This window comes from Streptomyces sp. NPDC014891 (genome assembly GCF_043081085.1).
GTDB lineage: Bacteria > Actinomycetota > Actinomycetes > Streptomycetales > Streptomycetaceae > Streptomyces.
The window spans coordinates 195,127-218,850 of sequence record NZ_JBIBWF010000001.1 but is presented as its reverse complement, the minus strand read 5'-3'; the positions used below and the strand labels follow the sequence as shown (position 1 = coordinate 218,850).

24 protein-coding genes are annotated in these 23,724 nt (G+C 73.0%); 17 read left to right on the top strand and 7 right to left on the bottom strand.

Going from position 1 to position 23,724, the window contains the following annotated elements; genetic code table 11:
- Positions 1-35 precede the first annotated feature (35 nt).
- The 12 genes from ACF09E_RS00995 (at position 36) to ACF09E_RS00940 (ending at position 12,773) form a co-directional block, all read left to right on the top strand.
- Positions 36-1,451 (top strand): 2-hydroxymuconic semialdehyde dehydrogenase, encoded by a 1,416-nt coding sequence (locus tag ACF09E_RS00995; RefSeq protein ID WP_392203208.1) that lies wholly within the window; start codon positions 36-38, stop codon positions 1,449-1,451.
- Positions 1,448-2,263 carry a 2-keto-4-pentenoate hydratase gene (locus ACF09E_RS00990; protein WP_392203207.1) on the top strand — a complete coding sequence of 272 codons (816 nt, stop codon included), beginning with the start codon at positions 1,448-1,450 and terminating at the stop codon, positions 2,261-2,263. Before ACF09E_RS00995 ends, ACF09E_RS00990 begins: the two co-directional genes overlap by 4 nt.
- A complete protein-coding gene (locus tag ACF09E_RS00985) occupies positions 2,260-3,003 on the top strand; it encodes a 2-keto-4-pentenoate hydratase (RefSeq protein ID WP_392203206.1) in 744 nt (247 codons plus the stop codon). Before ACF09E_RS00990 ends, ACF09E_RS00985 begins: the two co-directional genes overlap by 4 nt.
- Complete coding sequence (locus tag ACF09E_RS00980; RefSeq protein WP_392203205.1) at positions 3,000-3,443, top strand: RidA family protein; 444 nt, start codon at positions 3,000-3,002, stop codon at positions 3,441-3,443. Before ACF09E_RS00985 ends, ACF09E_RS00980 begins: the two co-directional genes overlap by 4 nt.
- Complete coding sequence (locus tag ACF09E_RS00975; protein ID WP_392203204.1) at positions 3,440-4,012, top strand: 3-hydroxyanthranilate 3,4-dioxygenase; 573 nt, start codon at positions 3,440-3,442, stop codon at positions 4,010-4,012. The genes ACF09E_RS00980 and ACF09E_RS00975 overlap by 4 nt, the downstream gene beginning before the upstream one ends.
- On the top strand, positions 4,009-5,031 hold the full coding sequence (locus ACF09E_RS00970; RefSeq protein ID WP_392203203.1) for an amidohydrolase family protein: 1,023 nt from the start codon (positions 4,009-4,011) through the stop codon (positions 5,029-5,031). The genes ACF09E_RS00975 and ACF09E_RS00970 overlap by 4 nt, the downstream gene beginning before the upstream one ends.
- Positions 5,028-5,942, top strand: a complete 915-nt coding sequence (locus ACF09E_RS00965; RefSeq protein WP_392203202.1) for an acetaldehyde dehydrogenase (acetylating) — start codon at positions 5,028-5,030, stop codon at positions 5,940-5,942. The genes ACF09E_RS00970 and ACF09E_RS00965 overlap by 4 nt, the downstream gene beginning before the upstream one ends.
- A complete protein-coding gene (gene dmpG / locus ACF09E_RS00960) occupies positions 5,939-6,997 on the top strand; it encodes a 4-hydroxy-2-oxovalerate aldolase (protein WP_392203201.1) in 1,059 nt (352 codons plus the stop codon). The genes ACF09E_RS00965 and dmpG overlap by 4 nt, the downstream gene beginning before the upstream one ends.
- 97 nt (positions 6,998-7,094) lie before the next feature.
- Positions 7,095-8,351 carry a kynureninase gene (gene kynU, locus ACF09E_RS00955; protein WP_392203835.1) on the top strand — a complete coding sequence of 419 codons (1,257 nt, stop codon included), beginning with the start codon at positions 7,095-7,097 and terminating at the stop codon, positions 8,349-8,351.
- Between the two features lie 167 nt (positions 8,352-8,518).
- On the top strand, positions 8,519-10,285 hold the full coding sequence (locus ACF09E_RS00950; RefSeq protein WP_392203200.1) for a hypothetical protein: 1,767 nt from the start codon (positions 8,519-8,521) through the stop codon (positions 10,283-10,285).
- 95 nt (positions 10,286-10,380) lie between these two features.
- Positions 10,381-11,838, top strand: coding sequence for an amino acid permease (locus ACF09E_RS00945; protein ID WP_392203199.1), 1,458 nt, complete (start codon positions 10,381-10,383; stop codon positions 11,836-11,838).
- Positions 11,839-12,128: 290 nt separating this feature from the next.
- A complete protein-coding gene (locus tag ACF09E_RS00940) occupies positions 12,129-12,773 on the top strand; it encodes a dihydrofolate reductase family protein (RefSeq protein ID WP_361854505.1) in 645 nt (214 codons plus the stop codon).
- Between the two features lie 76 nt (positions 12,774-12,849).
- Here ACF09E_RS00940 and ACF09E_RS00935 read toward each other — a convergent pair whose 3' ends face one another.
- Together ACF09E_RS00935 and ACF09E_RS00930 are read right to left on the bottom strand one after the other, a co-directional pair.
- Entirely contained in the window at positions 12,850-13,107 is a 258-nt protein-coding gene (locus ACF09E_RS00935; RefSeq protein WP_361854508.1) for a WhiB family transcriptional regulator, read from the bottom strand.
- A 130-nt stretch (positions 13,108-13,237) separates the two neighbouring features.
- A complete protein-coding gene (locus tag ACF09E_RS00930) occupies positions 13,238-14,149 on the bottom strand; it encodes a LysR family transcriptional regulator (protein ID WP_392203198.1) in 912 nt (303 codons plus the stop codon).
- A gap of 146 nt (positions 14,150-14,295) precedes the next feature.
- Here ACF09E_RS00930 and ACF09E_RS00925 point away from each other — a divergent pair, with 146 nt between their 5' ends.
- The gene (locus ACF09E_RS00925) at positions 14,296-15,345 is read left to right on the top strand and encodes a YncE family protein (RefSeq protein ID WP_392203197.1); all 1,050 of its coding nucleotides are present in this window, start codon (positions 14,296-14,298) and stop codon (positions 15,343-15,345) included.
- Between the two features lie 84 nt (positions 15,346-15,429).
- Here the strand turns inward: ACF09E_RS00925 and ACF09E_RS00920 are convergent, their stop codons facing one another.
- A complete protein-coding gene (locus ACF09E_RS00920; RefSeq protein ID WP_392203196.1) occupies positions 15,430-16,260 on the bottom strand; it encodes an alpha/beta fold hydrolase in 831 nt (276 codons plus the stop codon).
- Between the two features lie 485 nt (positions 16,261-16,745).
- Between ACF09E_RS00920 and ACF09E_RS00915 the strand changes: the two genes are divergently transcribed.
- Complete coding sequence (locus ACF09E_RS00915; RefSeq protein WP_392203195.1) at positions 16,746-17,177, top strand: subtilase-type protease inhibitor; 432 nt, start codon at positions 16,746-16,748, stop codon at positions 17,175-17,177.
- Positions 17,178-17,371: 194 nt separating this feature from the next.
- Here ACF09E_RS00915 and ACF09E_RS00910 read toward each other — a convergent pair whose 3' ends face one another.
- From ACF09E_RS00910 to ACF09E_RS00900, 3 genes are all read right to left on the bottom strand, one after another.
- Positions 17,372-17,752, bottom strand: coding sequence for an FKBP-type peptidyl-prolyl cis-trans isomerase (locus ACF09E_RS00910; RefSeq protein ID WP_392203194.1), 381 nt, complete (start codon positions 17,750-17,752; stop codon positions 17,372-17,374).
- Positions 17,753-17,938: 186 nt separating this feature from the next.
- Positions 17,939-18,709, bottom strand: a complete 771-nt coding sequence (locus tag ACF09E_RS00905; protein ID WP_392203193.1) for a hypothetical protein — start codon at positions 18,707-18,709, stop codon at positions 17,939-17,941.
- Positions 18,693-19,925 (bottom strand): hypothetical protein, encoded by a 1,233-nt coding sequence (locus ACF09E_RS00900; protein ID WP_392203192.1) that lies wholly within the window; start codon positions 19,923-19,925, stop codon positions 18,693-18,695. The genes ACF09E_RS00905 and ACF09E_RS00900 overlap by 17 nt, the downstream gene beginning before the upstream one ends.
- 244 nt (positions 19,926-20,169) lie before the next feature.
- Between ACF09E_RS00900 and ACF09E_RS00895 the strand changes: the two genes are divergently transcribed.
- From ACF09E_RS00895 to ACF09E_RS00885, 3 genes are all read left to right on the top strand, one after another.
- Positions 20,170-20,604, top strand: coding sequence for a DUF6228 family protein (locus ACF09E_RS00895; protein ID WP_392203191.1), 435 nt, complete (start codon positions 20,170-20,172; stop codon positions 20,602-20,604).
- Positions 20,605-20,735: 131 nt separating this feature from the next.
- Complete coding sequence (locus ACF09E_RS00890) at positions 20,736-21,470, top strand: SOS response-associated peptidase (RefSeq protein ID WP_392203190.1); 735 nt, start codon at positions 20,736-20,738, stop codon at positions 21,468-21,470.
- Between the two features lie 167 nt (positions 21,471-21,637).
- The gene (locus ACF09E_RS00885; protein ID WP_392203189.1) at positions 21,638-22,288 is read left to right on the top strand and encodes a DUF4232 domain-containing protein; all 651 of its coding nucleotides are present in this window, start codon (positions 21,638-21,640) and stop codon (positions 22,286-22,288) included.
- A 44-nt stretch (positions 22,289-22,332) separates the two neighbouring features.
- Here the strand turns inward: ACF09E_RS00885 and ACF09E_RS00880 are convergent, their stop codons facing one another.
- A complete protein-coding gene (locus tag ACF09E_RS00880; RefSeq protein ID WP_392203188.1) occupies positions 22,333-23,562 on the bottom strand; it encodes a PP2C family protein-serine/threonine phosphatase in 1,230 nt (409 codons plus the stop codon).
- Between the last annotated feature and the right edge of the window lie 162 nt (positions 23,563-23,724).

Genomic DNA, 23,724 nt, shown 5'->3' with positions numbered 1-23,724 from the left:
GCCCGGCAGCGGAGGTCTGCAAGGTGCGCTCACCTGTGCGGCATTACGTAGGGGGCGGGTTCGACTCCTCGGGGGTCCCGTTCCCGCTCATCGACCCGACCCGCGGGACCGTCGTCGGCGAAGTGCCCGCGGCCTCACGGGAGCTGGTCGACCGTGCGGTGGGCGCGGCGCGGCAGGCCTTGCGGGGCCCCTGGGCCTCCTGGAGCCCCGCGGACCGGGCGCGGCTCCTGCACCGGGTCGCCGACGGCATCGAGCGGCGCTTCGAGGACTTCGTCACCGCCGAGTGCGCCGACACGGGCAAGCCCCGCGAGCTCGCCTCGACGGTCGACATCCCGCGGGCCGTCGCCAACTTCCGGGCGTACGCCGACCTCCTGGCCGGGCGCGCCGAACGGTCCTGGCACACGACCACCCCCGACGGCCGCGGCGCCCTGAACTACACGGTGCACAAGCCGCTCGGCGTCGTCGCCGTGATCTCGCCGTGGAACCTGCCGCTGCTGCTGCTCACCTGGAAGGTCGCGCCCGCCCTCGCCACGGGCAACACGGTGGTGGCCAAGCCCTCCGAACTGACCCCCGGCACCGCCTGCCTGCTCGCCGAGGTCATGGCGGAGGCCGAGGTGCCGGCGGGGGTCTTCAACCTCGTCCACGGCGGCGGCGCGAACGCCGCAGGCCAGTGGCTCACCGAGCACCCCGGCGTGGACGCCATCGCCTTCACCGGGGAGTCGCGCACCGGCGGGACCATCATGCGGGCCGCCGCCGCGCGCCTCGCCCCGGTCTCCTTCGAACTGGGCGGCAAGAACGCGGGACTCGTCTTCGCCGACGCGGACCTGGAACAGGCCGTGGCGGGCACCCTCCGCTCGTCCTTCACGCACAGCGGGCAGGTGTGCCTGTGCACCGAGCGGGTCTACGTGGAGCGGCCGGTCTTCGACGCCTTCGCCCGGCAGCTCGCCGCCGGCGCCGAAGCACTGACCGGATACGGCCCGATGATCTCCGCGGCCCACCGCGACAAGGTCCTCGGCCACCTCGACAAGGCCGCCGCCGACGGCGACGTCCTCGCGGGCGGCGGCGCGCCGCGCTTCTCCGACGACCGCGACGGCGGCTTCTGGGTGCGGCCGACCGTCCTCGCCGGCCTCCCGGAGGACCACCCGGCGGTCCGCGAGGAGATCTTCGGCCCCGTCGTCCACCTGGCGCCCTTCGACACCGAGGAGGAGGCCCTGGCCCTCGCCGACGCCGGCCCGTACGGGCTCGCCGCCACCGTCTGGACGGGCGACGTCAGCAGGGCGCACCGGGTCGCCCCCGCCCTCGACGTCGGCATCGCCTGGGTCAACACCTGGAACCTGCGCGACCTCCGCACCCCCTTCGGCGGCGTGAAGGCCTCCGGGATCGGCCGTGAGGGCGGCGACCACTCCCTCGACTTCTTCTCCGAACCGATGAATGTGTGCGTGAAACTGTGAGCACGCTGCACCCCGCGGTGGCCCGCGCCGCCGAACGCCTCGACACGGCGCGCCTCACCGGCGTGCCCTGCGAACCCGTTCGCGACCTGCTGCCCCCCGGCGACCTGGCCGCCGCATACGCCGTCCAGACGGCGCTCGCCGACCGACGGCGCGCCGAGGGCCGCCGCGTCACGGGCTGGAAGATCGGGCTGACCTCGGCGGCCGTGCAGGCCCAGCTCGGCGTCGACACACCGGACTTCGGCCGACTGACGGACGACATGGCCGTACCGGACGGCGCGGAGATCCCCTGGGGCACCGTGCTCCAGGCGCGGGCCGAGGCCGAGGTCGCCCTGGTCCTGGAGCACGACCTCACCCACGACCGGCACACCGTCGCCGACGTCATCCGGGCGACCGCCTTCGCCCTGCCCGCCGTCGAGGTGGTGGGCAGTCGCATCCGCGACTGGGACATCTCCGCCGTCGACACGATCGCCGACAACGCCTCCAGCGGCGCGTACGTCCTCGGCACCCGCCCCGTACCGCTGCGCGCACTCGACCTGCGGACCGCCGGCATGGTCCTCGAACGCCACGGCGAACCCGTCTCCACGGGCGCGGGCGCCGCCTGCCTCGGCCATCCGCTGCACGCCGCCGTCTGGCTGGCCGACACGCTCGTCCGGCTCGGCCACCCGCTGCGCGCCGGGGACACCCTGCTCACCGGGGCGCTCGGCCCCATGACGACCGTCGAGCCCGGTGACGTGCTCGAAGCCCGGATCGACGGCCTCGGATCGGTGCGCGCCCGCTTCGGCAGCACCGGCCCGGAGGGAGACACCCGATGAACACCACGGCACTGGCCGAAGCGCTCGACACGGCCGCACGCGAAGGGCGCCCGCTGCCCGGCGGAACGACCGGACTGGACGACACCGGAGAGGCCTACGCCGTCCAGGAGGCGCTGGTCGCCCGGCGACTGGCCCGCGGAGAGCGGATCACCGGCTTCAAGCTGGGCTTCACCAGCCGGGCCAAGATGCGGCAGATGGGCGTGTCCGACCTGATCCACGGGCGGCTGACGGACTGTATGGAGACCGCCGACGGCGGGCGGCTCGACGTCTCCGGACTGATCCACCCGAGGGTGGAGCCCGAGGTGGCCTTCCTCCTCGGCGACACCCTGCGCCCCGGCGGCGACCCCGCCGCCGCGGTCGCCGCCGTCGCCCCGGCACTGGAGGTCATCGACTCCCGCTACGACGGCTTCCGGTTCTCGCTCCCCGAGGTGATCGCCGACAACACCTCCGCCGCGGGCTACGCCGTGGGGACCTGGACCTCCCCGCGCGACCTCGGCAACCTCGGTGTCCTGCTGGAACTCGACGGGCGCCTCGCCGAGACCGGCTCCACCGCGGCCATCCTCGGGAACCCGCTGCGCGCCCTCGCCGCCGCCGCCCGCCTCGCCGGTGAACTGCCCCCGGGGACGGTGATCCTGGCCGGGGCGGCCACCGCCGCCGTACCCCTGCCGCCCGGAACCCACGTCCGCGCCACGGTCGCCGGCCTCGGCGCCGTCGCCCTCACCACCGAGGGGGACGCGTGATCGTGCCCGGCGCCGCCCCGCCCCGCGGCCGCTTCCCCCACCTCCGCCGCGCCGGCGACCTGGTCTTCGTCTCCGGCACGAGCTCCCGTCGCCCCGACGGCACGTTCGCCGGCGCGAGCGCCGACACCATGGGGGTGACGGACCTCGACATCCGCGTACAGACCCGGGCCGTGCTCGACAACATCGCACGGCTGCTGGCCGCGGCGGGCGGCGGCCTGGAGGACCTCGTCTCCGTCACCACGTACCTCGTCCACATGAACGACTTCGGCGGCTACAACGAGGTCTACGCCGAGTACTTCGACGAGACCGGCCCGGCCCGCACCACCGTCGCCGTCCACCAGCTGCCCCACCCGCACCTGCTGATCGAGATCAGCGCCGTCGCCCACATCCCGCGGAACACCGCGGCACCGCAGATCCGGAACGAGGAACCGCGCCCATGACCATGAGACCGTTCAACCTCCAGGCCTGGATCGAGGAACACCGCCACCTGCTCGAGCCGCCCGTCGGCAACGTCCAGATCTGGCAGGACGCCGACCTGATGGTGACGGTCGTCGGCGGACCCAACCGCCGCACCGACTTCCACGACGACCCGATCGAGGAGTTCTTCTACCAGCTCAAGGGCGACATGGTGCTCCGCGTCATGGACCAGGAGGGCAGCCCGCCCCGCGACATCCACATCCGCGAGGGCGACGTCTTCCTCCTCCCGCCGCACGTGCGGCACTCCCCGCAGCGCCCCGAGGAGGACAGCATCGGCCTGGTCGTCGAGTTCGCCCGCCCGCGGGGACGGCTCGACGCCTTCGAGTGGTACTGCACGGACTGCCACCACCTGGTCCACCGGAGCGAGGTCCAGCTCACCTCGATCGTCGACGACCTCCCGCCCGTCTTCGACGCCTTCTACGGCGACGAGACCGCACGCACCTGCGGCGCCTGCGGCTCCCTGCACCCCGGCAAGGACTGGCCGGAAGCCCTGCGCCCCCGCACCCGCCGCGAGGAAGAGGACGGCGCATGACCGTCGTCGACATCCACGCCCACGTCTTCCCGGAGATCGGCCGCGCCGAGTCCCGGCGGCTCACCGGCTCCGACGACGGCCCCTGGCTGCGCACCACGGACGGCCCCGACGCCGGGATGATGATGGCGGGGTCGACCGAGTACCGGCCGGTGCGCCGCACCCTGTGGGACCCCGCCGCGCGGATCGCCGACCTCGACCGGCTCGGCGTGGACGTCCAGGTCCTCTCCAGCACCCCGCTCCTCTTCGGCTACGGGCTGGACGCCGGCCGCGCCGCCGACTGGTGCCGCACCGTCAACTCCCGCCTCCTCGCCTACGGCTCCCACGCCCCGCACCGGCTGGCCCCCCTCTGCCAGGTGCCCCTCCAGGACACCGAGACGGCCTGCGCCGTGCTCAGCGAGGCGATGCGGCAGGGCTTCCACGGCGTCCACATCGGCAACCACCTCGGCGACCGCGACCTCGACCACGGAGCGCTCCTGGAGTTCCTCACCCACTGCGCCGAGGAGGACGCGGCCGTCCTCGTCCATCCCTGGGACCTCCCGGCCGGCCCGAGGTTCTCCCGGTACATGCTGGCCTGGCTGGCCGGCATGGCCGCCGAGACGCACCTGACCATCCTGTCGCTCATCCTGTCCGGCGCCTTCGAACGCCTGCCGGCCTCCCTCCGCCTGCTGTTCGCCCACGGCGGCGGCAGCTTCCCCTACCTCCTCGGCCGGGCCGACAACGCCTGGCACCGCCGCGACATCGTCCGCGCCGACAGCCCCCACCCGCCCTCGCACTACACCCGTCGCTTCTCCGTCGACTCCGCCGTCTTCGACCCGGGCGCCCTCCGCCTGCTCGTGGACGTGATGGGCGCGGAGCGGGTGCTCCTCGGCTCCGACCACCCCTTCCCGCTCGGCGAGGAGGACATCGGCCGACTGGTACGGGAGAGCGCCCTCACCCCCGAGGAGACGGAGGCCGTCCTCGGCGGCAACGCCGTCCGCTTCTTCGGCCTCACCCCGCTCCTGAAGGAGGCCGTCCGATGAAGGCAGCCGTGATCGGGTCGGGCAACATCGGCACCGACCTCCTCATCAAGATCGTCCGTGGGGCCGGGAACGTCACCGCCGCCGCGATGATCGGCATCGACCCGGAGTCGGAGGGGCTCGCCCGAGCCCGCCGGCTCGGCGTGCGGACCAGCGCCGACGGCGTGGCGGGCCTGCTCGCCCTCGACGACTTCGCCGACATCGACCTCGTCTTCGACGCCACCTCGGCAGCCGCCCACCACCGCAACGCGGCGGCCCTCGCGCCCCACGGCAAGCAGATCGTCGACCTCACCCCGGCCGCCCTCGGCCCCTACGTCGTCCCCTCCGTCAACCTCGACGAGCACCTCGACGCCCCCAACCTCAACATGGTCACCTGCGGCGGCCAGGCCACCGTCCCCATCGTCGCCGCCGTCTCCGCCGTGACCCCGGTGCACTACGCCGAGATCGTCGCCTCCATCGCCTCGCGGTCCGCCGGCCCCGGCACCCGGGCCAACATCGACGAGTTCACCGAGACCACCGCCCGCGCCCTGGAACGCGTCGGCGGCGCCGCCCGCGGGAAGGCGATCATCGTCCTCAACCCGGCCGAACCCGCACTCCTCATGCGCGACACCGTGCACTGCGTCGTCGACGACTGCGACACCGCACGCGTCGCCGCCTCCGTCCACGCGAGCGCGGCCGCCGTCGCCGCCTACGTCCCCGGCTACCGGCTCAAGCAGGAACCGCAGTTCCGCCGGCTCCCCGACGGAGACCCGCTCACCCGGCTCGCCGGCGGCGGCCGACTGCTCGTCTCCGTCTACCTGGAGGTCGAGGGCGCCGCCCACTACCTCCCGGCCTACGCCGGAAACCTCGACATCATGACCTCCGCCGCGCTGCGCACCGCCGAGCGCCTGGCCGAACGGAGCCCGGCCCGATGACCTCCGTCTACGTCCAGGACGTCACCCTCCGCGACGGCATGCACGCCGTGTCGCACCGCTACACCCTCGATCAGGTACGGGCCGTCGCCGCCGCCCTGGAGGCCGCCGGCGTCGACGCCGTCGAGGTCGCCCACGGCGACGGACTCTCCGGCTCCTCCGTCACCTACGGGCCCGGCGCGCACACCGACTGGGAGTGGCTGGAGGCCGCGGCGGAGGTCCTCGACCGGGCCCGGCTCACCACCCTGCTGCTGCCCGGAGTGGGCACGGCCGAGGACCTCCGCCGCGCCCACGCCCTCGGAGTCGCCTCCGTACGCGTCGCCACCCACTGCACCGAGGCGGACATCTCCGCCCAGCACATCGGCCTGGCCCGCGAGCTGGGGATGGACGTGGCCGGGTTCCTCATGATGTCCCACATGGCGCCCCCGGCCGAACTGGCCGCCCAGGCCCGCCTCATGGAGTCGTACGGCGCGCACTGCGTCTACGTCACGGACTCCGGCGGCCGGCTCACCATGGACGGCGTACGCGACCGGGTCCGCGCCTACCGGGACGTCCTCGACCCGGCCACCGAGATCGGCATCCACGCCCACCACAACCTCGGTCTGGGCGTGGCCAACAGCGTCACGGCCGTGGAGGCGGGCGCCTACCGCGTCGACGCCTCGCTCGCCGGCCAGGGCGCCGGAGCCGGGAACGCGCCCCTGGAGCCGACCGTGGCGGTCTTCGACCTCCTGGGCTGGGACCACGGCTGCGCGCTGTTCCCGCTGATGGACGCGGCCGAGGACCTCGTACGGCCGACGCAGGACCGGCCCGTCCGCGTCGACCGGGAGACGCTCACCCTCGGCTACGCCGGGGTGTACTCCAGCTTCCTGCGGCACGCGGAGACCACCGCCCTGCGGCACGGCCTCGACACCCGGGACCTGCTCGTCGCGGCCGGCCGCCGCCGTCTCGTCGGCGGCCAGGAGGACCTCCTCGCCGACATCGCGCTCGACCTCGCCCGCGACCACGCCACCCCCGCCGCCCCGCCGCTCACCCCCGCCCCTCTCGCACCGACGGAGTGACCCCGTGCAGACCGGAACCACCCCCGGAACCACCCCCGGAACACTCTCCGGCATACAGCCCCGAACCACCGGAGCCCCGCCCGGCGGCCCCACCGCCGTGCCGGACCCGGCCGCCGCCGCCCTCGACGGGCGGGCCGCCGCGCTCGACGCCGCCGACCCGCTCGCCCCCGTCCGCGACCGCTTCCTCCTCCCCGAGGGGATCGTCTACCTCGACGGCAACTCCCTCGGAGCCCTTCCCGCCGCCGTGCCCCCGGCGGTCGAGGACGCCGTCCACCGGCAGTGGGGCACCGACCTCATCCGCTCCTGGAACGCCAACGGCTGGTGGGACGCCCCGGTACGCACCGGCGACGCCATCGGCCGGCTGATCGGCGCGGCACCGGGCCAGGTGGTGGCGGGGGACTCCACCAGCGTCCAGCTGTTCAACACCCTCCTCGCCGCCGCCCGGCTCCGCCCCGGCCGCCGCCTGCTGCTCACCGACCCCGACCACTTCCCCACGGACCAGTACATCGCCGACTCGGTGGGGCGCCTCCTGGACCTGGAGGTCCGCCGGGTCCCGGCAGCCGAGGCCCCCGCGGTCCTCGCCGCCGAAGGGACCGACGTCGCCGTCGCCGCCTACGCGCCGGTGGACTACCGCACCGGAGCGCTCCACGACACGGCCGCCCTCACCGCCGCCGCGCACGCCGCCGGAGCCCTGGCGCACTGGGACCTGTGCCACGCCGCCGGCGCGCTGCCCGTCGAACTCGACGCCATGGAAGCGGACTTCGCCGTGGGATGCGGCTACAAGTACCTCTCCGGCGGCCCCGGCGCCCCGGCCTTCGCCTACGTCGCCACCCGCCACCAGCAGGCCTTCGACCATCCCGTCACCGGCTGGCACGGGCACGCCGAGCCGTTCGCCATGTCCGGTGCGTACGCCCCCGCCGACGGCATCACCCGGGCCCGCATCGGCACCCCCGCCCTGCTCTCGCTGGTCGCGCTGGAGGCCGCCCTGACGGCGTTCGACGGCGTCGACATGGCGGACGTGCGGACCAAGAGCCTCTCCCTCACCGGCTTCTTCCAGGAGTGCGCCGACTCCCTCCTCGACGGTCTCGGATTCACCCTGGCCACCCCGCGCGAGCCCGCCCGCCGCGGCAGCCAGGTCGCCCTCCGGCACCCGGAGGCGTACCCGCTCGTCTCCGCACTCACCGCGCGCGGCGTCATCGGCGACATGCGCGCCCCGGACCTGCTCCGCTTCGGGTTCAACGCCCTCTACCTCACGCACGCGGACGTCCTGCACGCCGTGCGCGCGCTCCGCGACGTCGCCGCCACCGGCAACCACCGCACGGACGCCCACCAGCAGCGCCCGACCGTCACCTGACCGCTTCCCCCCGATCCCCGGCCGCGCGATCCCGACGTCACCGCACCCGGGTGACCACCGCGCGACCGGTCCACGCCGGCCGGTTCCCCGCCGCGCCGGCGGGCCGCGCCGTACCCCCGCGCGCCGCCGCACGTCCGCTCTCCGCCGCCGAGACCCAAGGACAGTCCATGCGATCCCTCCGCACCAGAGCGGCCCTGGCCACGGCAGTCGCCGCCGCCACCGCCGCCACCCTCCTCGTGCCGGGCAGCTCCGGCGCCGCCCCCGCGGCCACCGCCGTCGATCCGAACGTCCCCGAGGTCTGCGCCGACCGGCGCCCCGAGCCCGCGGACCCCGGCGCGTACGGCATGCAGCTGGACGACTCCTTCCGCCACCCGGCCCTCACCCCGGTCGACGAGGAGCACGAGCACTCCTTCCCCGGCCGCAACAAGGACTACGACACCCGCTCGTACATCAAGAACATGAAGGTCGAAGCCGCCTACGAGGGGGCGGACTTCACCCCCGACCACTTCCACACCTGGCAGAACATCGTCGACTTCGACGGCCGCCGCTACATGTTCCAGTACGACAGGTCCGAGGGCCGCGTCTACGACATCACGGACGTCAGGAAGGTCCAGGTCGTCGAGCGGATGAGCCGCCAGGACGTGGACGGCGACGAGACGAGGGCCAACGGCACCTGGGCGGCCGGCGACTACTGGGGCGCCTCCACCATCCAGTGGAACAAGAAGCTCGACGCCTACGTGATGGTGCAGAGCTTCGAGGGCAAGCGGCAGATCCAGGAGCTCACGGACGACCCCGCCCACGACAAGTACAACAACCCCGACGGGGTGAGGAAGCTGCGCGAGAAGCCCGGTCTCAAGGGCTTCAAGGTCTTCCGCCTGGACGGCCCCCGCAAGAAGGACTGGAAGCTCCTCGCGACCGTCTCCACCGACGCCACGCAGAAGGACCCCCTCAGGAGCGACCCCGGCACGGCGCAGCAGGGCTCCGGATCCCTCGACACGCCGTACTGGACCGGCCAGCGGTACATGTTCATCGCCACGGCGCCCGACGACACCTACTCCCGCACCGAGTACCCGACCAACCTGCACTCGGCCGGCTACCAGTCCTGGGACATGGCCGACCCCGCCCACCCCAGACTCCTCGACACCTGGCACCTGCCGGGCCAGCGGACCGGCGAGGACGCGGCGTACCGCAAGAACCCGCGCTGCGGCAACCGGACCAGCTGGATGGGCGCGCGCATGCCGCTCTTCATCCCCAAGCCCGTCGAGCAGGGCGGGCGCTACGCCTTCGCGGCCATGGGCGGCTACGGACTGACCGTCCTCGACATCTCGAACCCGGCCGACATGAGGACCGTGAGCCACCTCGACCTGCCGCCGTCCGTCGCGGGCACCGAGGGCGACAACATCGACGTCTCCCAGTACGAGAGGACCGGCATCGTCTACTACTCCGGATACCCCCTCACCGAGGACTGTTACGAGCCCTACAAGGACGTCTACCAGATCGACGCGAAGGACCCGAAGAACCCGCGCGTCGTCGGCGTCCTGCCCCGCCCGACCCCGCCGCCGTCGGCCGGGTTCAGCGACTTCTGCCAGCGCCGCGGCAGCTTCGGCCCCAAGCGCACCGGCTCCTACACCAACCCGGGCCGACACACCCCCGGCGTCCTCGGCTACGGCTTCTACAACGCGGGCGTGCAGTTCTTCGACGTCTCCGACCCGGCCGCACCCGAGATCGACGCCTACTTCGTCCCCAAGGCGTACGGCACCGACACCCCGGACTACGCGTACGGCAACCAGACCCACGGCGTGTACGTGGAGTGGGACCGCAACATCGCCTGGGTCCTCACCAACCACGGCATCTACGCGCTCTCCTCACCCAAGGTGCTGGGCAAGCCCGACCTGGACCGGCCCGAGAGGCCCTTCCGCACCAGCGAGTTCTGAGCCACGACCCGCCCCCGGGGGCCGGTCCCTCCGGCCCCCGGCCGCACCCCCGCACGCCTCCCGCCCGGCGCCACCCGCACAGAAGGACACCTGCCATGGCCGCTCCGGAAAGACCCGCCCAGGCTCCCGCGTCGCCCGCCGAACCCGCTCCCGCGTCCCCGTCAGGCGGGGAGGACACGCCCGCGGGCGGCGGCCTCGTCCGCTCCCTCACCCCCCGGCAGACGACCATGATCGGCCTGGGCTCCGCCCTCGGCACCGGCCTCTTCCTGGGCTCCGGCTCGGCGATATCCGCCGCGGGGCCCGCGGTGATCGTCTCGTACGCGATCGGCGCCGTCCTCGTCGCGATCATCGCCGTCCTGCTCGGCGAGATGTCCGCCGCACACCCGGTGCAGGGCTCCTTCGGCGCCGTCGCACACCGGTACCTGGGCCCGTGGGCCGGCTTCCTCACCCGCTGGACGTACTGGTTCAGCGCCGTCGTCGTCATCGGCACGGAGGTCGTCGCCTCCGCGCTCTACCTCCGCTGGTGGTGGCCCGGCGTGCCGATGTCGGCGGCCATCCTCGCGGTCGCGGCGGTGGTCCTCGCCGTCAACATCATCAACGTGAAGTCCTTCGGCACCACCGAGTTCTGGCTGTCCACCATCAAGGTGACCGCGCTCTGCGCGTTCATCCTCTGCGCTGCCTTCCTCGTCCTCTTCGGCCTGCCGGACACCGGCGCCACCGGCTTCGCGCACCTCACCGACGACGGCGGCTTCGTGCCCCAGGGCGCCAAGTCCATCTGGATCGCGATGTCCGTGGTGATGTTCGCGTACGCCGGGTTCGAGGTCGTCGCCATCGCCTCGGCCGAGGCCACCGACCCCCAGCGGTCCATCCGCACCGCGATGCGGCAGCTCGCCTGGCGGCTCAGCGTCTTCTACGTCCTGGCGATCACCCTGGTCGTGGCCCTGATCCCCTGGCGGCGCCTGGCCGCCGGCGACGGCAGCGTCGAGGCGAGCCCGTTCGTCCGGGTCTTCTCCGACGTCGGCGTCCCCGCCGCCGCGACCCTCACCAACCTCGTCGTGCTGATCGCCGCGGTCTCCGCCGCCAACGCCCACCTGTACGGCGCCTCCCGCCTCCTGCACTCCCTGGGCGACGACGGCCTGGCCCCGGCGCCCCTGGCCCGTCTCACCGCGCGCGGGGTCCCGGCCAACGCCCTGGCCGCCTCCACCCTGGGGATCGCGGCCGCCGCGCTGCTCGCCTTCTACGACGTCGGCGGCGTCTTCGGCATCCTGATGTCGATCGCCCTCTTCGCGGTGCTGCTGGTGTGGCTGCTGATCCTCGCCTCCTACGTCGCCTTCCGCCGCCACCGGGACGCGCGTCCGGAGGAGTTCACGGGCTTCACCGTCCCCGGCGGCAGCAGGCTCGCGCTCGTGGCCGGGGCCGGGGTGCTGGCCGTCGCCGCCACGGCGATCGAGGTCCCGGACATGCGCCAGGCGGCCGGCATCGGGCTCGCCTTCACCGCCGTCCTGCTCGGCTGCTACGCACTGACGACCGTCCGCCGGTCCCGCAGGAGCTGACGAGGCCCGCGCGCACCGGGGAGCCGGCGGGCCGACGCACCGCGAACCCGTGGCGCGACGACCCGAGCGACCGCACACCCGGTGAGGGGGCGGGCCGGAGACCCGGCCCGCCCCCTCACCGTGCGTCCTCCCGGGCTTCCACGGAACCGGCGCCCGCCGCTCGGGTCCCGCTACGGCCGGACGGCCCAACGCCCCGGCCGGGCTGGGCGGGATTCCGCCGCGTCGATGAGTCCGGGCCTCCCGCAGGGTCTATCTCTTGACGGAGACACCCCACTCACCGGGAGCAAGGCATGGGCCTCATCACCATCGAGATGTTCGCGACCCTCGACCTCGTCGGGCAGGCACCCGGCGGTCCGGAGGAGGACCCGGCGGGCTTCCCGTTCGGCGGCTGGCAGGCGCCCCTGGTGGACGAGGTCGCCGGAGCGCAGATCGGAGCCGCGTACGAGGGCACGGACGCCCTGCTGCTGGGCCGGCGGACGTACGACATCTTCGCCGCCTACTGGCCCCACCAGGACGGCGGCGAGGACGGTGACATCGCGCGCCTCTTCAACGCCGTCCCCAAGTACGTGGCCTCCCGCGGCACGCCCGACCTGTCCTGGGCCGGCTCCACGCAGCTCGGCCCGGATCTCGCCGGGGCCGTGCGGGAGATCCGCGACCGCCACGAGAACGTCAAGGTCGTCGGCAGCCTGAACCTCGTGCAGACCCTGCTGCGCGAGAAGCTCTACGACCGTCTCGACCTGTGGCTGCACCCGGTCGTGCTCGGCGTGGGGAAGAAGGTCTTCGACGAGGGGGCGGTGCCCACCAACGTCAGGCTCCTCGCACCGCCGCAGGCGGGACCGGCGGGAACCGTGTTCCTGCGGTACGGGATCGCCGACGGTCTCCCCGTGACGGGGGACATGAGCCGGCCCGACCGCGGTCTGGGCGACGAGGGCTGACCCGTCGGGGCGGGCTCACCCGCCGGTGAAGGCCGACACACCGGCGGAAGGGCGGCGGCGAGGAGCCCGGGGGCACTCACTTCGCCGCGACCGCACGGTTGCGCAGCCGACGCTTCAGGGCGCGGCGTTCGTTCTCGTCGAGGCCGCCCCACACTCCCGTCACCTGGCGGGAGTCGTCCATGGCCCAGTTCAGACAGGCCTCCCGGACGGGGCAGCCCCGGCAGACGACCTTGGCCTCCTCGGCCTGGACCAGCGCCGGGGCGCCGGCGCCCACCGGGAAGAAGAGGTCGGGGTCGACGTTCTGGCAGGCAGCGGATGCACGCCAGTTGTCCATGTCGGATCTCCTTTCTGCGTGTACGGCGTCGTGTACTTCGGCTGACCGCTCGACGGGACTTGAAACGCCGTCGGCACACATCGACGTGACGCGTGAGGGCCGGGTGGCTGAACCCGGCCCCCTCGGAGGTTCAGCCCCAGGCCCCGTCAGCCCCCGGCGGAGCGAGGACCGCGGCGGCCAGATGCTCCCGGAACCAACGATGCCCGGGATCCGTGGAGTTGCGGGGGTGCCAGGCCATCCCGAGCTCCATGGGCGCCAGGTCGAGCGGAAGCGGGAAGGTCCGCAGCCCCAGGGCGGCGACGGTGTCGGGCAGCCAGTCGGCCAGGCCGAGCGCGACGAGGTCGGTGTCCCGGGCGAGCAGCATCGCGCTCGTGTGGCTGGGCACCACGACCGCGGTGCGGCGCCGCAGCCCGAGTTCGGCGAGCGCTCGGTCGATGGGGCCGAGGCGCTTGCCGAGCCGGGAGATCCCGATGTGGTCGGCGGCGGCGAAGCGACGGGCGTCGATCCGCCCGTCGAAGAGAGGATGATCCCGGCGGGCGACGCCGACCGGCGTCATCCGCGCCAGCCTCCGGGTCCTGACCTCCGGGTCCAGGTGCCCGAGGACGCCCAGCTCGACGTCCACCCACCCCTGGCGCAGGCCCGGGCCGCCCTCCACCGACTCCGGCAGGAACACGACGTCGACGTGCGGGGCCTCCGCGTGGATCCGCTCGGTCAGGCTCCCCGCCAGCCCCACCTGCATCAGATCGGCCGCCTGCACCGTGAAGGTGCGCCGGAGGTCCGCGGGGTCGAACCCCGGCCCGGGCCGCAGGACGCTGTCGCAGCTCCGCAGCAACGCGCCGACCTCGTCCCGGAGTTCCACGGCGCGGGGAGTCGGCACCAACCCCTGCCCGGCCCGGACCAGCAGCGGGTCGCCGACGGTCCGCCGGAGCCGGGCCAGAGTGCGGCTGACCGCCGCGGGGGAGGTCCCGAGGAGCTCGGCGGCGCGCGTCACGCTGTTCTCCTGGAGCAGGGCGTCCAGGACGCGCAGCAGGTTGAGGTCCATGCACGCTCCCGAACTGCGCTTTTGCGTCTACGGCAATGATGGGGTGCTCATCTTTGCATGGCTGCGACGGCCCGGGGCGTGAAGAGTGGGCATGCCCGCGCCACCGCGGGCATCCCTTTCTTCCTCCCTCTCCTCAAGGAGCCGCTGTGCAGTCGTGCCCCCGTACCGGTCGGGAAGGCGACGTCCTCGCCGTCGTCAGCCAGAGCGGACCGACCGTCTCGTTCTTCGACGCCTCCACCGACCGGCACCTCGGCGGCGTGGACGTGCCCGCCGAGCCGCACGAGTTGTGCTTCGACGCGACCCGGCGACTGCTGTGGTGCTCGCTGACGTACCACTCGGGCTACTACCACGCGAACGGCGGACGGCGCTCCGACCTGGCCGTCCTCGACCCCGACACCCGGCGCGTCGTCGAGATCGTCGACCTCGGCCCGGAGCACGGCCCGCACGGGCTCGCGCTCGATGCGGTCCGCGACCGGCTCTACGTCAGCGTGGAGGGTTCCGACGACCGGCCCGGCGGCGTCGTGGTGATCGACACGGCGACCCGCCGGCCCCTGGGCCGGATCGACACGGACGCGCCGGGCCCCCACTGGTTCGCCGTCGACCCGGCGGGCAGGACGGGGTTCGCCACCAACAAGGAGGCGCCGTTCGTGTCGGTCGTCGACCTCGAAGGGGGCGTCCTCGTGGCGAAGGCCGAGGTCCCGGGCAGCGAGGGCCTCGCCGTGTCCGCCGACGGCTCGCAGGTCTTCGTCGCCGGTCCCTACGCCGACTTCGCCGCCACCGGGGCCCGGTCGGCCCCCGGCATCCGTGTCCTCGACGTCCGCACCGCGTCCGTCGTCGACGTCCTGCCGACGAGGGACGTCGTCCTGCCGGTGCACCTGACGTCGACGGGGAGGCTGCTCGCGGGCGAGGTCCGCACGACGGCCGATCCGGGGTCGCGGCTCGGACGTCCGGCGCCGGGCCGCCTCACGGTCTTCGCCGCGGGCACCCGCGAGCGCCTGGGGGAGGTCGAGGTGGGGCTCTTCCCGCTGACCGTCACCTCGTCCCCCGACGGCCGCCTCGCGTACGTGTCGTGCGCCGTGTCGTCCACCGTCGACATCGTCGACCTGGAGACCCTGGAGCGCCTGACCCGGCTCGACGTCGCCAAGCGCGGCGAGGCCGGCGCCCACGGGCTCGCGTACCTCCCGCGCCCGGCCTGACCGGCACGAGGCGGCCGGTCCGGCCGGACACCGCCCGGCGGTGGCGGACGGCGGGGACCCGCGTGGTGCTCGGCGTGCCGGGCGTCACTCCTTGACGAAGGCGAGGAGGTCGGGGTTCACGGTGTCGGGGTGCGTGGTCAGCATCCCGTGGGGGAGGCCTTCGTAGCTCTGGAGCCTGCCGTTGCGCAGCAGCTTCGTCGACAGCGGCGCCGAGTCCTCGTACGGGACGATCTGGTCGTCGGTGCCGTGGGCGACGAGGACGGGCACGTCGATCTGCTTCAGGTCCTCGGTGAAGTCCGTCTCGGAGAACGCCTTGATGCAGTGGTAGTGGGCGTTGGCCGCGCCCCGCATGCCCTGCCGCCACCAGTTGTCGATCACGCCCTGGGACACCTGGGCGCCGGGCCGGTTGAAACCGTAGAACGGGCCGGTCGGGACGTCCAGGTAGAACTGGGCGCGGTTGGCGACGAGCGAGGCCCGGAAGCCGTCGAAGACCTCGATGGGCAGTCCTCCCGGGTTGGCGTCGGACTTGACCATGATGGGCGGCACCGCGCCGACGAGGACGGCCTTCGCGACCCGCCCCGGCTTGGCGCGGGCGACGTACCGCGCGACCTCGCCGCCGCCGGTCGAGTGACCGATGTGGACGGCGTCGTGGAGATCCAGCGCGTCGGTCACCGCCGCCACGTCGGCCGCGTAGGTGTCCATCTCGTGGCCGCCCGAGCTCTGGCTTGAGCGGCCGTGTCCGCGCCGGTCGTGGGCGACGACCCGGTAGCCGTGCTCCAGGAAGAAGAGCATCTGGTTGTCCCAGTCGTCGCCGCTCAGCGGCCAGCCGTGGTGGAACACGATCGGCTGTGCGTCGCGGGGCCCCCAGTCCTTGTAGAAGATGCTGGTGCCGTCCTGTGTGGTGACCGTTCCCACGGCTTTCCTCCGCCCAGAAGTACCGATGCGTCGACCCCGGTGGGTCTGTCCACGGATGGGGAGAGCCCGCGCCTCGGACGCGCCGGTGCGGCGGCCCGGGTGCGGCCCCGATGCAGAAACTTACCCGCATCGGGCATTTCTCTCATTCGGGGCATCCTGTGGGCAGGCGCCTCCGGCACCCGACGGTGAGCGTCGGTAATCGGCCGTACTGAACGACCGGTCGGTAAACCCCGGGCGTACCCGTGCAGGCCCGCGGCTGCCACGGGGTGGGAAAAGGCGTGTGCGGGGCGGGGGTGACGGTGCCCCGCGGCGGTTCTGACCTGCTGAACATTCATTCGATCACCGGCATGTGTGCGCAGGTGTCCGGATAGCGACCACGAAGATGCGATCGCTCTGTGTGTCAGACACACTCCGAAGCGCAAACGGAGCGGTGATTGCAAGGTAGCTGCCGCTTCAACTCTTCAAATCGAAAGCGAGTCCCCGTCATGCTTCGCCGTTTCGCTGCAGTCTCCGCGTCCGCTCTTCTCTGCCTCGTCGGCACCGCGGGTGCCGCGGAAGCCCGCACCGAAAGCCTGTACGCGCCCTCCGCCGTCGTCCTGAGCATCAGCAAGGGCGCCGACGCGGGCTCCGCCGCCGTCCTGCGCGCGGTCACGCTCAGCTGCGCGCCGACCGCCGCCGGCACGCACCCCGCGCCCGAGGCGGCCTGCGCCGAGCTGAAGGCCACGCACGACGGCGGCACCTTCGGGGGCCTGCTGGCGTCGCCCGCCGCCGACCGGATGTGCCCGCAGCACTTCGACCCGGTCACCGTCACCGTGGACGGCGTGTGGGAGGGGTCCCGCACCTCGTGGCAGTACACCTTCGGCAACGCCTGCGCCATGGGTGTCACCCTGAACGAGGGCGCGGCCTTCTCGTTCTGATCGACCGCCGGGGGAGGGGACCGACGACGCTCCGGCCGAGGGCCGCGTCGACGTCGGGCACCACCGGAGGGGAGCGGGCCGCACTCGAAGGGGGAGTACGGCCCGCGGTTCTCGTGGGACGGTGCGGGGCGCGGCGTACGCCCGCACCGGGGCCGGACGGATCGCCCGGCCGGCCCGCATGCGACCGCCCCGTCTCAGACGGCGACCGAGAGCAGGTCGACCACGAAGACGAGCGTGGAACCCGCCGGGATCAGCGGCGAGGGCGACCGCTCGCCGTAGCCGAGGCGCGGGGGAACGACGATCTCGCGCCGACCGCCCACCCTCATCCCCCTGATCCCCCGGTCCCAGCCCTTGATGACCCGGCCGCCGCCCACGGCGAACTTGAACGGCTGTCCCCGGTCCCAGGACGCGTCGAACTCCCGCCCGGACGCGAACGTGACGCCCACGTAGTGGACCTGGACGACGTTGCCCGGCTTCGCCTCGGGTCCGTCCCCGACGACGAGGTCCCGAACGGTCAGCTCGCCGGGAGCCTCCCCCTCCGGTACCTGGACCTCGGGCTTGGTGGGTTCGCTCATCGCAGTCTCGATCCTGTTCTCCGGGGGCCCGCGCAGGGGACCGGCCGATCGCATGGGCCCTCCATGCGGCAGACGATCACGCTACCGAGCCCCGGAGCGACGGGGACACACGCACCGGAACGCCCCGACGCCACCGGTCTTCCTCGCGGCGGCCCGACCCCCGCACGTCACGGAGTCGACCGGGCGTCAGACGGGCGGCATGAGGTCGCTCCCGCTGACGGTGTACGCCAGCGGGGGATACGCGAAGTCCGTCTCCTCGTTCTCGCGGCGCCGCAGCCGGTAGAACTCCCGCGCCTGCTCCTCGTCGGCCGGCGTGAGGGGATCGCCCCACGGGAGGCGGGCGCGACCGCCGACGAAGCGGAGGAGCGTCTTCGACGTCCGGAACGTCACGCCGAGCCACTGGTTCTCGGCGACCCGGGCGGCGGCGTCCAGGACGATGCGATGCTTGAGACGCCGATTCGAGTCGACCGAGAACGTGACGACACTGTTCTGGGCGAGCGGTATCTCGTACGTGTCGCCGTTCCCCTCCTTCGAGACGAAGACCAGCTTCCTCGGCGGGCCCGCGTCGGGGTGCCGGTAGCAGGAGAAGAGCGCGATGAACGATCCGTCCGCCAGATCCAGGGCCTGGTCGGAGTGGGCGCCCATGGTCCGGTACGCGTCCGTGTAGCGCTCGACCAGGGCGTTGTTGAAACCGACCGGACTCCCCGTGCACTCCCGGACGCGTTCCGCCAGTTCCTCGTGGACGGCCCGGAAGCGCTGCGGCGGCCGGACGTACCGACTCGTCGTCCGTACGAGAGGGACCGCGCCCGTCTCGTCGACCCGGGTGAGCACGGCGCCCCGCCGGCCCTTTCCCGTGTCCTCCAGTTCCGCCGACGCGGACAGCGCCGCGAAGGGATTCTCCCCGGCGGGCAGGACGTACGACTGGACCTCGTCGGAGATCCTAGGCCCGGGGAGCAACGTAGTCCCCCGCGTTCATGCTGAAGAGGAACCCGTCGCCGTAGTCGACGAAGTCCGTGCTGCGGTTCTCCTCCGCGTACAGCAGGCGGAGCCTGTCCATCCCGTCCTCCGTCGGCGGAACCAGCGGCACCGTGCCTCCGGCCTTCTTGAGGAAGGTGCGGCCGTCCTCGTGCACGGCCTCCGCGTTCGAGCAGCGCACCACGTATCCCAGGCGGGTGGGCAGCAGGTCGGCGTCGAGGGTCGAGGGCCGGATCTCGTGCGTGTACAGGCGGTTGGTGGAGAGCGGCATGAAGAAGACCGACCCGGGATACAGCGTCACGGTGAACTGCGGCGGCAGCGCGGTCCCGCCATGCTGTCCGGCCGGGCCCTTGAGGCGGAAGTGCAGCCGGGTCAGTGCGCTGGCCCGCTTCACACCGTGGTCGAACGCGTCCTCGGCCAAGGGCCGCAGCATGTCGAGCCGGTCGTAGAACGTGCAGAAGGCCATGATGCCGTTGACGGGCATGTCCTTGGTCTTGTCGGCGTGCGCCGAGATCTTGGCCTTGGACTGCTTGCGCTCCGCCGTCGCCCCGGTGTTGTGGTAGATCTGCGCCAGCACGTGGTTGAGCGGCGCATGGCCCCGGAAGAAGGTCGCGGCCTCGCCGTTCAGACGGTCGACGATGTACGTGTCCGTCGCGCGGAACCCCTCGGTGGGACCGGAGAGGTTCGTGGAGCACCGCAGCAGACGGAAGTGCAGTGCGTCCCCGCTCTGCGTGACCGGCGTCAGGTAGATGCCGCTGCGCCGGGCCGTGCCGGGCTTGGTGGACTCGGTCAGCGACTGGAACACGTGCTCGGCGCCGATCCGTCCGAAGAGGTCCTCCTCGGCGTCGAAGAACCGTCGGTAGTACACACCGACACCGTGGACGCCGAGAGGGACGCGGCCGAGACCGACCACGGGCCAGGACTCGCCGACACCCTCGGGGCGGCCGTGCGACAACTCCCGGACGACGAAGACCCGGTCGGCATCCCGCAGCGCGCGCTCGCCGACCTCGGCCAGGTCACCGCACAGGTAGACGGTCGCCCGCGTGAGGTCGTGCGCACCGGAGGCAAGCTCCTCCGGTGTGATGCGGCGCCCGAGGAAGTCCCTGATCGAGGCGTCGTCCTGGAGCGACGAGGGCGCGACCAACAGGGTGCGCGCGCCCTCGATGCGGGCTTCGGTCGGTACGGCTGCTCTCTCCATGGCCCCAGTATCGCGATCACGCGGGCGGTACGGGCCGGCGGCTCCGGAACCACCGTCCCGGGAAGGGCCCCTGGCCTGCCTCGGAGGGCGCGGCAGGGACCGGATCGGGTGCGGCCGGACTTCGGTGGGGGGCCGAAACACAGGTCCCGGAAGCCGACCGACCACCCGGCCCGCAGGCCTGGACGAGCGCCTGGCCGAGTGGCGGCCCATGGGGCCGGTCCCTGCGGCCGTCTAGCCTGTTCGCATGATCGACTACGACGACTCGGGCCGGCCCGTGGCGCGGATCGGCGTGCCTGGCCCCGATCACCTGCGGTTCTCGGAACCGGCCCGGCCCTACGAGAACGAACCCACCCTCGAGTTCCTCTTCACGGCCACCGGGCCCTGGGGATGCGTCGAGACCTCGGTGGAGACCTGGGACGGTGACGGCCTCGACACCTTCCTGGCCTCCCTCGCCGAGGACTTCCGGGGCTGGGAGGGAGCGCGCACCTGGCACTCCCTCTGCTACGACCTGACCCTCTCGGCGGAGCACCGCGGCCATGTCTTCCTGACCTGGGGCATCCACGACCGGGCGCCCTCCGAGGGCTGGCACTTCGAGACGACGACCGTCCACGCGGCGGGGGAGGACATGCTCCACCTCGCCGCCGAGATCCGGGCCTTCCTCGCGACCGTCCCGGAGTAGCCGGGCAGGGCCTGGTGCCGACCGGCCCTTCTCCGGACGGGGGGCCGCACGTGAGTCGTTCGGTTCGTCGGCCCATGCGGAGGACTGTCAGGTAACCCGTTCCGGTCCGCCTCTCGTGGCACAGTGGTCACATGTGCGGTCGATACGCCTCGACTCGAGGTCCCGAGGATCTGAACCGGCTCTTCCAGGTCGCCGACTGGAACCCCGAGGAGGCGCTGGCGCCCAGTTGGAACGTCGCGCCGACCGACGAGGTCTACGCGGTCGTCGAGCGTGCGGAACGGGGCGACGAGGATCGCGTACGGAGGCAACTGCGGGCCATGCGGTGGGGGTTGGTGCCGTCCTGGGCGAAGGACCCCAAGTCCGGCTCTCGCATGATCAACGCCCGGGTCGAGACCGTGCACGAGAAGCCCGCGTACCGGCGCGCCTTCGCCAAGCGCCGCTGCCTGCTGCCCGCGGACGGCTTCTACGAGTGGGATCCGGTGAAGGACGAGGCGACGGGGAAGACCCGCAAGCAGCCGTACTTCATCACCCCGTCCGACGGTCAGGTGATGGCCATGGCGGGGCTCTACGAGTACTGGCGCAACCCCGACGTCACGGGTGACGACGACCCCGACGCCTGGCTGACGACCTGCACGATCATCACGACGGAGGCGACCGACGCGGCCGGCCGCGTCCACCCCCGGATGCCGCTCGCCCTCACTCCCGAGCACTACGACACATGGCTCGACCCCCACCACCAGGACACCGACGACCTGCGCGCCCTGCTCGCGAGCCCGGCGGGCGGCCTCCTCGACGCCCGGCCGGTGCCCCCGGCCGTCAACAACGTCCGCAACAACGGCGCCCACCTCCTGGACCCGGCCACCTGACCGCTCGCGGACGGGAGCCCCGCCCCGGTGGCACCGGGAGGGGCGGGGGTGCGGGGACGGACCGTGGTGAATTCGGCAAGCGACCGTCACCGAACCGTGAAGCAGGGGCGCCAGTCTGGTGGCCACCACAGCGCGGTTCGTGCGCTGTCCTCGGGGGGAGCACCGCCATGAGCACCGTTCGCAGAACCGTCGTCGTCCTCGGCGCCCTGTCGGCGCTGGCCCTCACCGCGTGCGGTCCCACCGAGGACGGCGCCGCGGGAGGCACCGGCGTACCGCCCGCCACTCCCACGGAGACCGGGGCGCCGAAGCCCTCCGCCCCCGCCGAGTCGTCCACCCCGCCGAAGCCTTCCGCGTCCGCGACCGCGAAGCCGCCGAAGCCGGGGCCGCCGTCGGCGGATCCCGTCGACGACGTCTTCCCGTGCAGCACGCACGACCTGACGTTCAAGGCGACGCCGGCCGAGCCCACCACCAGCAGCTACCTGCTGAAGGTCACCAACAAGACGGGCAAGCCGTGCCGGGTGCTCGGCCACCCCGTCGTGACCTTCGGCTCCCTCGACGGGCATGCCGAGAAGCGCGGCTCGGCCTCCGGCATCGAGGAGGCGATCCGCCTCGCACCGGGCCAGTCCGCCTACGCGGGGCTCATGGGGGGCCTGAAGAGCAGCACGAGCCACCTGGTCGCCTCCATCTCTCTGACCATGGACACGGAGTCCGACCTGACCCAGGTACCGCTCAAGGCGTCGACGCCCGGACTGAACGTCGCCTTCGACAACTCGGTCACCGCCTGGATGGACAACGCCGAGGACGCCCTCAGCCTGTAGCCGGACCGCGCCGCGCGGCGCGGTCCGAGGGATAGGCCCGGGGTTCAGAGGCGGATGACGACCAGGGCGGTGTCGTCGGTGTTGCCGTCGGTGTTCGAGAGGTCCGCCAGGAGGGCGTCGGCCAGGGTCTCGGGGTCGGAGCGGCCGCGTCGGGACAGGGAGTCGGCGAGGCGGGCGAGGCCGGCGTCGATGTCCTCCGTGCGGCGTTCGATCAGGCCGTCCGTGTACAGCACCAGGGTCGCGCCCTCGTCGAAGGGCGTGGAGGCCTGGGGGCGGGCCACGTGGTCGGGGCGGGCGCCGAGCGGCGGATCGGTCGCCCCGTCGAGGAAGACCACGTCGCCCTCGGCCGTGAGCAGGGCGGGCGGGGGGTGGCCCGCGCTGCTGTAGGTCAGGGTGTGGCTGCCCCAGTCGATGAAGGTGGTCGCCACCGTCGACGACTCGGCCCCCTCGACGGACCGGGCGTAGATCCCGAGCACGTCCAGTGCCTGCGCGGGACCGGCGGCGACGAGCGTGGCCGCGCTCAGTGCGCTGCGCAGCTGCCCCATGACGCAGGCCGCGGTGAGGCCGTGGCCCACGACGTCGCCCACGGCCACCGCCATGCGGTCCCCGGGGAGTCCGACCAGGTCGTACCAGTCTCCGCACACGTTGAGGCCGCCGACCGCGGGCCGGTAGCGCACGGCCGCCCGGTGGTGGCCGACGGGGCCGGGGGAGGGGAGCATCGCCGCCTGGAGGGCCAGGGCCACCTTCCGCTCCCGGGCGTGCGCCTCGCGGAGCCGTTCGTTGACCTCCTGCAGTTCCCGGGAGCGCGTGTACAGCTCGGCCTCCAGCCGGCCCGCCTCGGTGCCGGCCCCCAGACCGCCGCGGGCCTGGATGAGCGGGGTGACCTCCTCCACCCGGTGCACGATCATCGCGACCTGGCCGTCCCGGTCGAGCACGGGCGCGTTGACCGGGCTCCAGAAGTGCTCGCGCCAGCTGCCCGGTTGCCGGGAGTCCTCGATGTCGTAGCGGAGCAGCGCCATGGTGTCGCGCTCGCCGGTGGCGAACACGCGGAGCATGGAGGCCTCGGTCTCGCGCATGCCCGCGGCGGCGGGGTCGTTCGGGTTCTCGGGGAACACGTCGAAGATGTAGCGGCCGACCAGCTCCGCGCGGGAGCGCCCGGCGAGCCGTGCGAAGTCCTCGTTGACGTCGACGTACACCAGCTCGGGTGTGAGCAGGGCGACCATTCCGGGCAGGGCCTGGAACACCGCTGCGTAGTCGACCCGCTGTTCGTTCATTCCGCTTTCCGCCTCCCGCGCCGACCGCACCGTGCGCGGGTTCAACGATAGGAGCGATCGAGCCGTGGCGGCCGAACTCCAGTCTTTCGAGGGCGGGGGCCGTCACCCGGTCGGCGGCAGCGCGGTTCGCCGCAGCGCCGTCCTCGTCCGCCGGCCTCTTCT

Coding starts and splice junctions, on each gene's coding strand:
- ACF09E_RS00985 (WP_392203206.1), top strand. CDS start 2,260: ATGAACACCACGGCACTGGCCGAAGCGCTCGACACGGCCGCACGCGAA.
- ACF09E_RS00975 (WP_392203204.1), top strand. CDS start 3,440: ATGACCATGAGACCGTTCAACCTCCAGGCCTGGATCGAGGAACACCGC.
- ACF09E_RS00970 (WP_392203203.1), top strand. CDS start 4,009: ATGACCGTCGTCGACATCCACGCCCACGTCTTCCCGGAGATCGGCCGC.
- ACF09E_RS00965 (WP_392203202.1), top strand. CDS start 5,028: ATGAAGGCAGCCGTGATCGGGTCGGGCAACATCGGCACCGACCTCCTC.
- dmpG (WP_392203201.1), top strand. CDS start 5,939: ATGACCTCCGTCTACGTCCAGGACGTCACCCTCCGCGACGGCATGCAC.
- ACF09E_RS00950 (WP_392203200.1), top strand. CDS start 8,519: ATGCGATCCCTCCGCACCAGAGCGGCCCTGGCCACGGCAGTCGCCGCC.
- ACF09E_RS00945 (WP_392203199.1), top strand. CDS start 10,381: ATGGCCGCTCCGGAAAGACCCGCCCAGGCTCCCGCGTCGCCCGCCGAA.
- ACF09E_RS00940 (WP_361854505.1), top strand. CDS start 12,129: ATGGGCCTCATCACCATCGAGATGTTCGCGACCCTCGACCTCGTCGGG.
- ACF09E_RS00935 (WP_361854508.1), bottom strand. CDS start 13,107: ATGGACAACTGGCGTGCATCCGCTGCCTGCCAGAACGTCGACCCCGAC.
- ACF09E_RS00930 (WP_392203198.1), bottom strand. CDS start 14,149: ATGGACCTCAACCTGCTGCGCGTCCTGGACGCCCTGCTCCAGGAGAAC.
- ACF09E_RS00915 (WP_392203195.1), top strand. CDS start 16,746: ATGCTTCGCCGTTTCGCTGCAGTCTCCGCGTCCGCTCTTCTCTGCCTC.
- ACF09E_RS00910 (WP_392203194.1), bottom strand. CDS start 17,752: ATGAGCGAACCCACCAAGCCCGAGGTCCAGGTACCGGAGGGGGAGGCT.
- ACF09E_RS00900 (WP_392203192.1), bottom strand. CDS start 19,925: ATGGAGAGAGCAGCCGTACCGACCGAAGCCCGCATCGAGGGCGCGCGC.
- ACF09E_RS00895 (WP_392203191.1), top strand. CDS start 20,170: ATGATCGACTACGACGACTCGGGCCGGCCCGTGGCGCGGATCGGCGTG.
- ACF09E_RS00890 (WP_392203190.1), top strand. CDS start 20,736: ATGTGCGGTCGATACGCCTCGACTCGAGGTCCCGAGGATCTGAACCGG.
- ACF09E_RS00885 (WP_392203189.1), top strand. CDS start 21,638: ATGAGCACCGTTCGCAGAACCGTCGTCGTCCTCGGCGCCCTGTCGGCG.
- ACF09E_RS00880 (WP_392203188.1), bottom strand. CDS start 23,562: ATGAACGAACAGCGGGTCGACTACGCAGCGGTGTTCCAGGCCCTGCCC.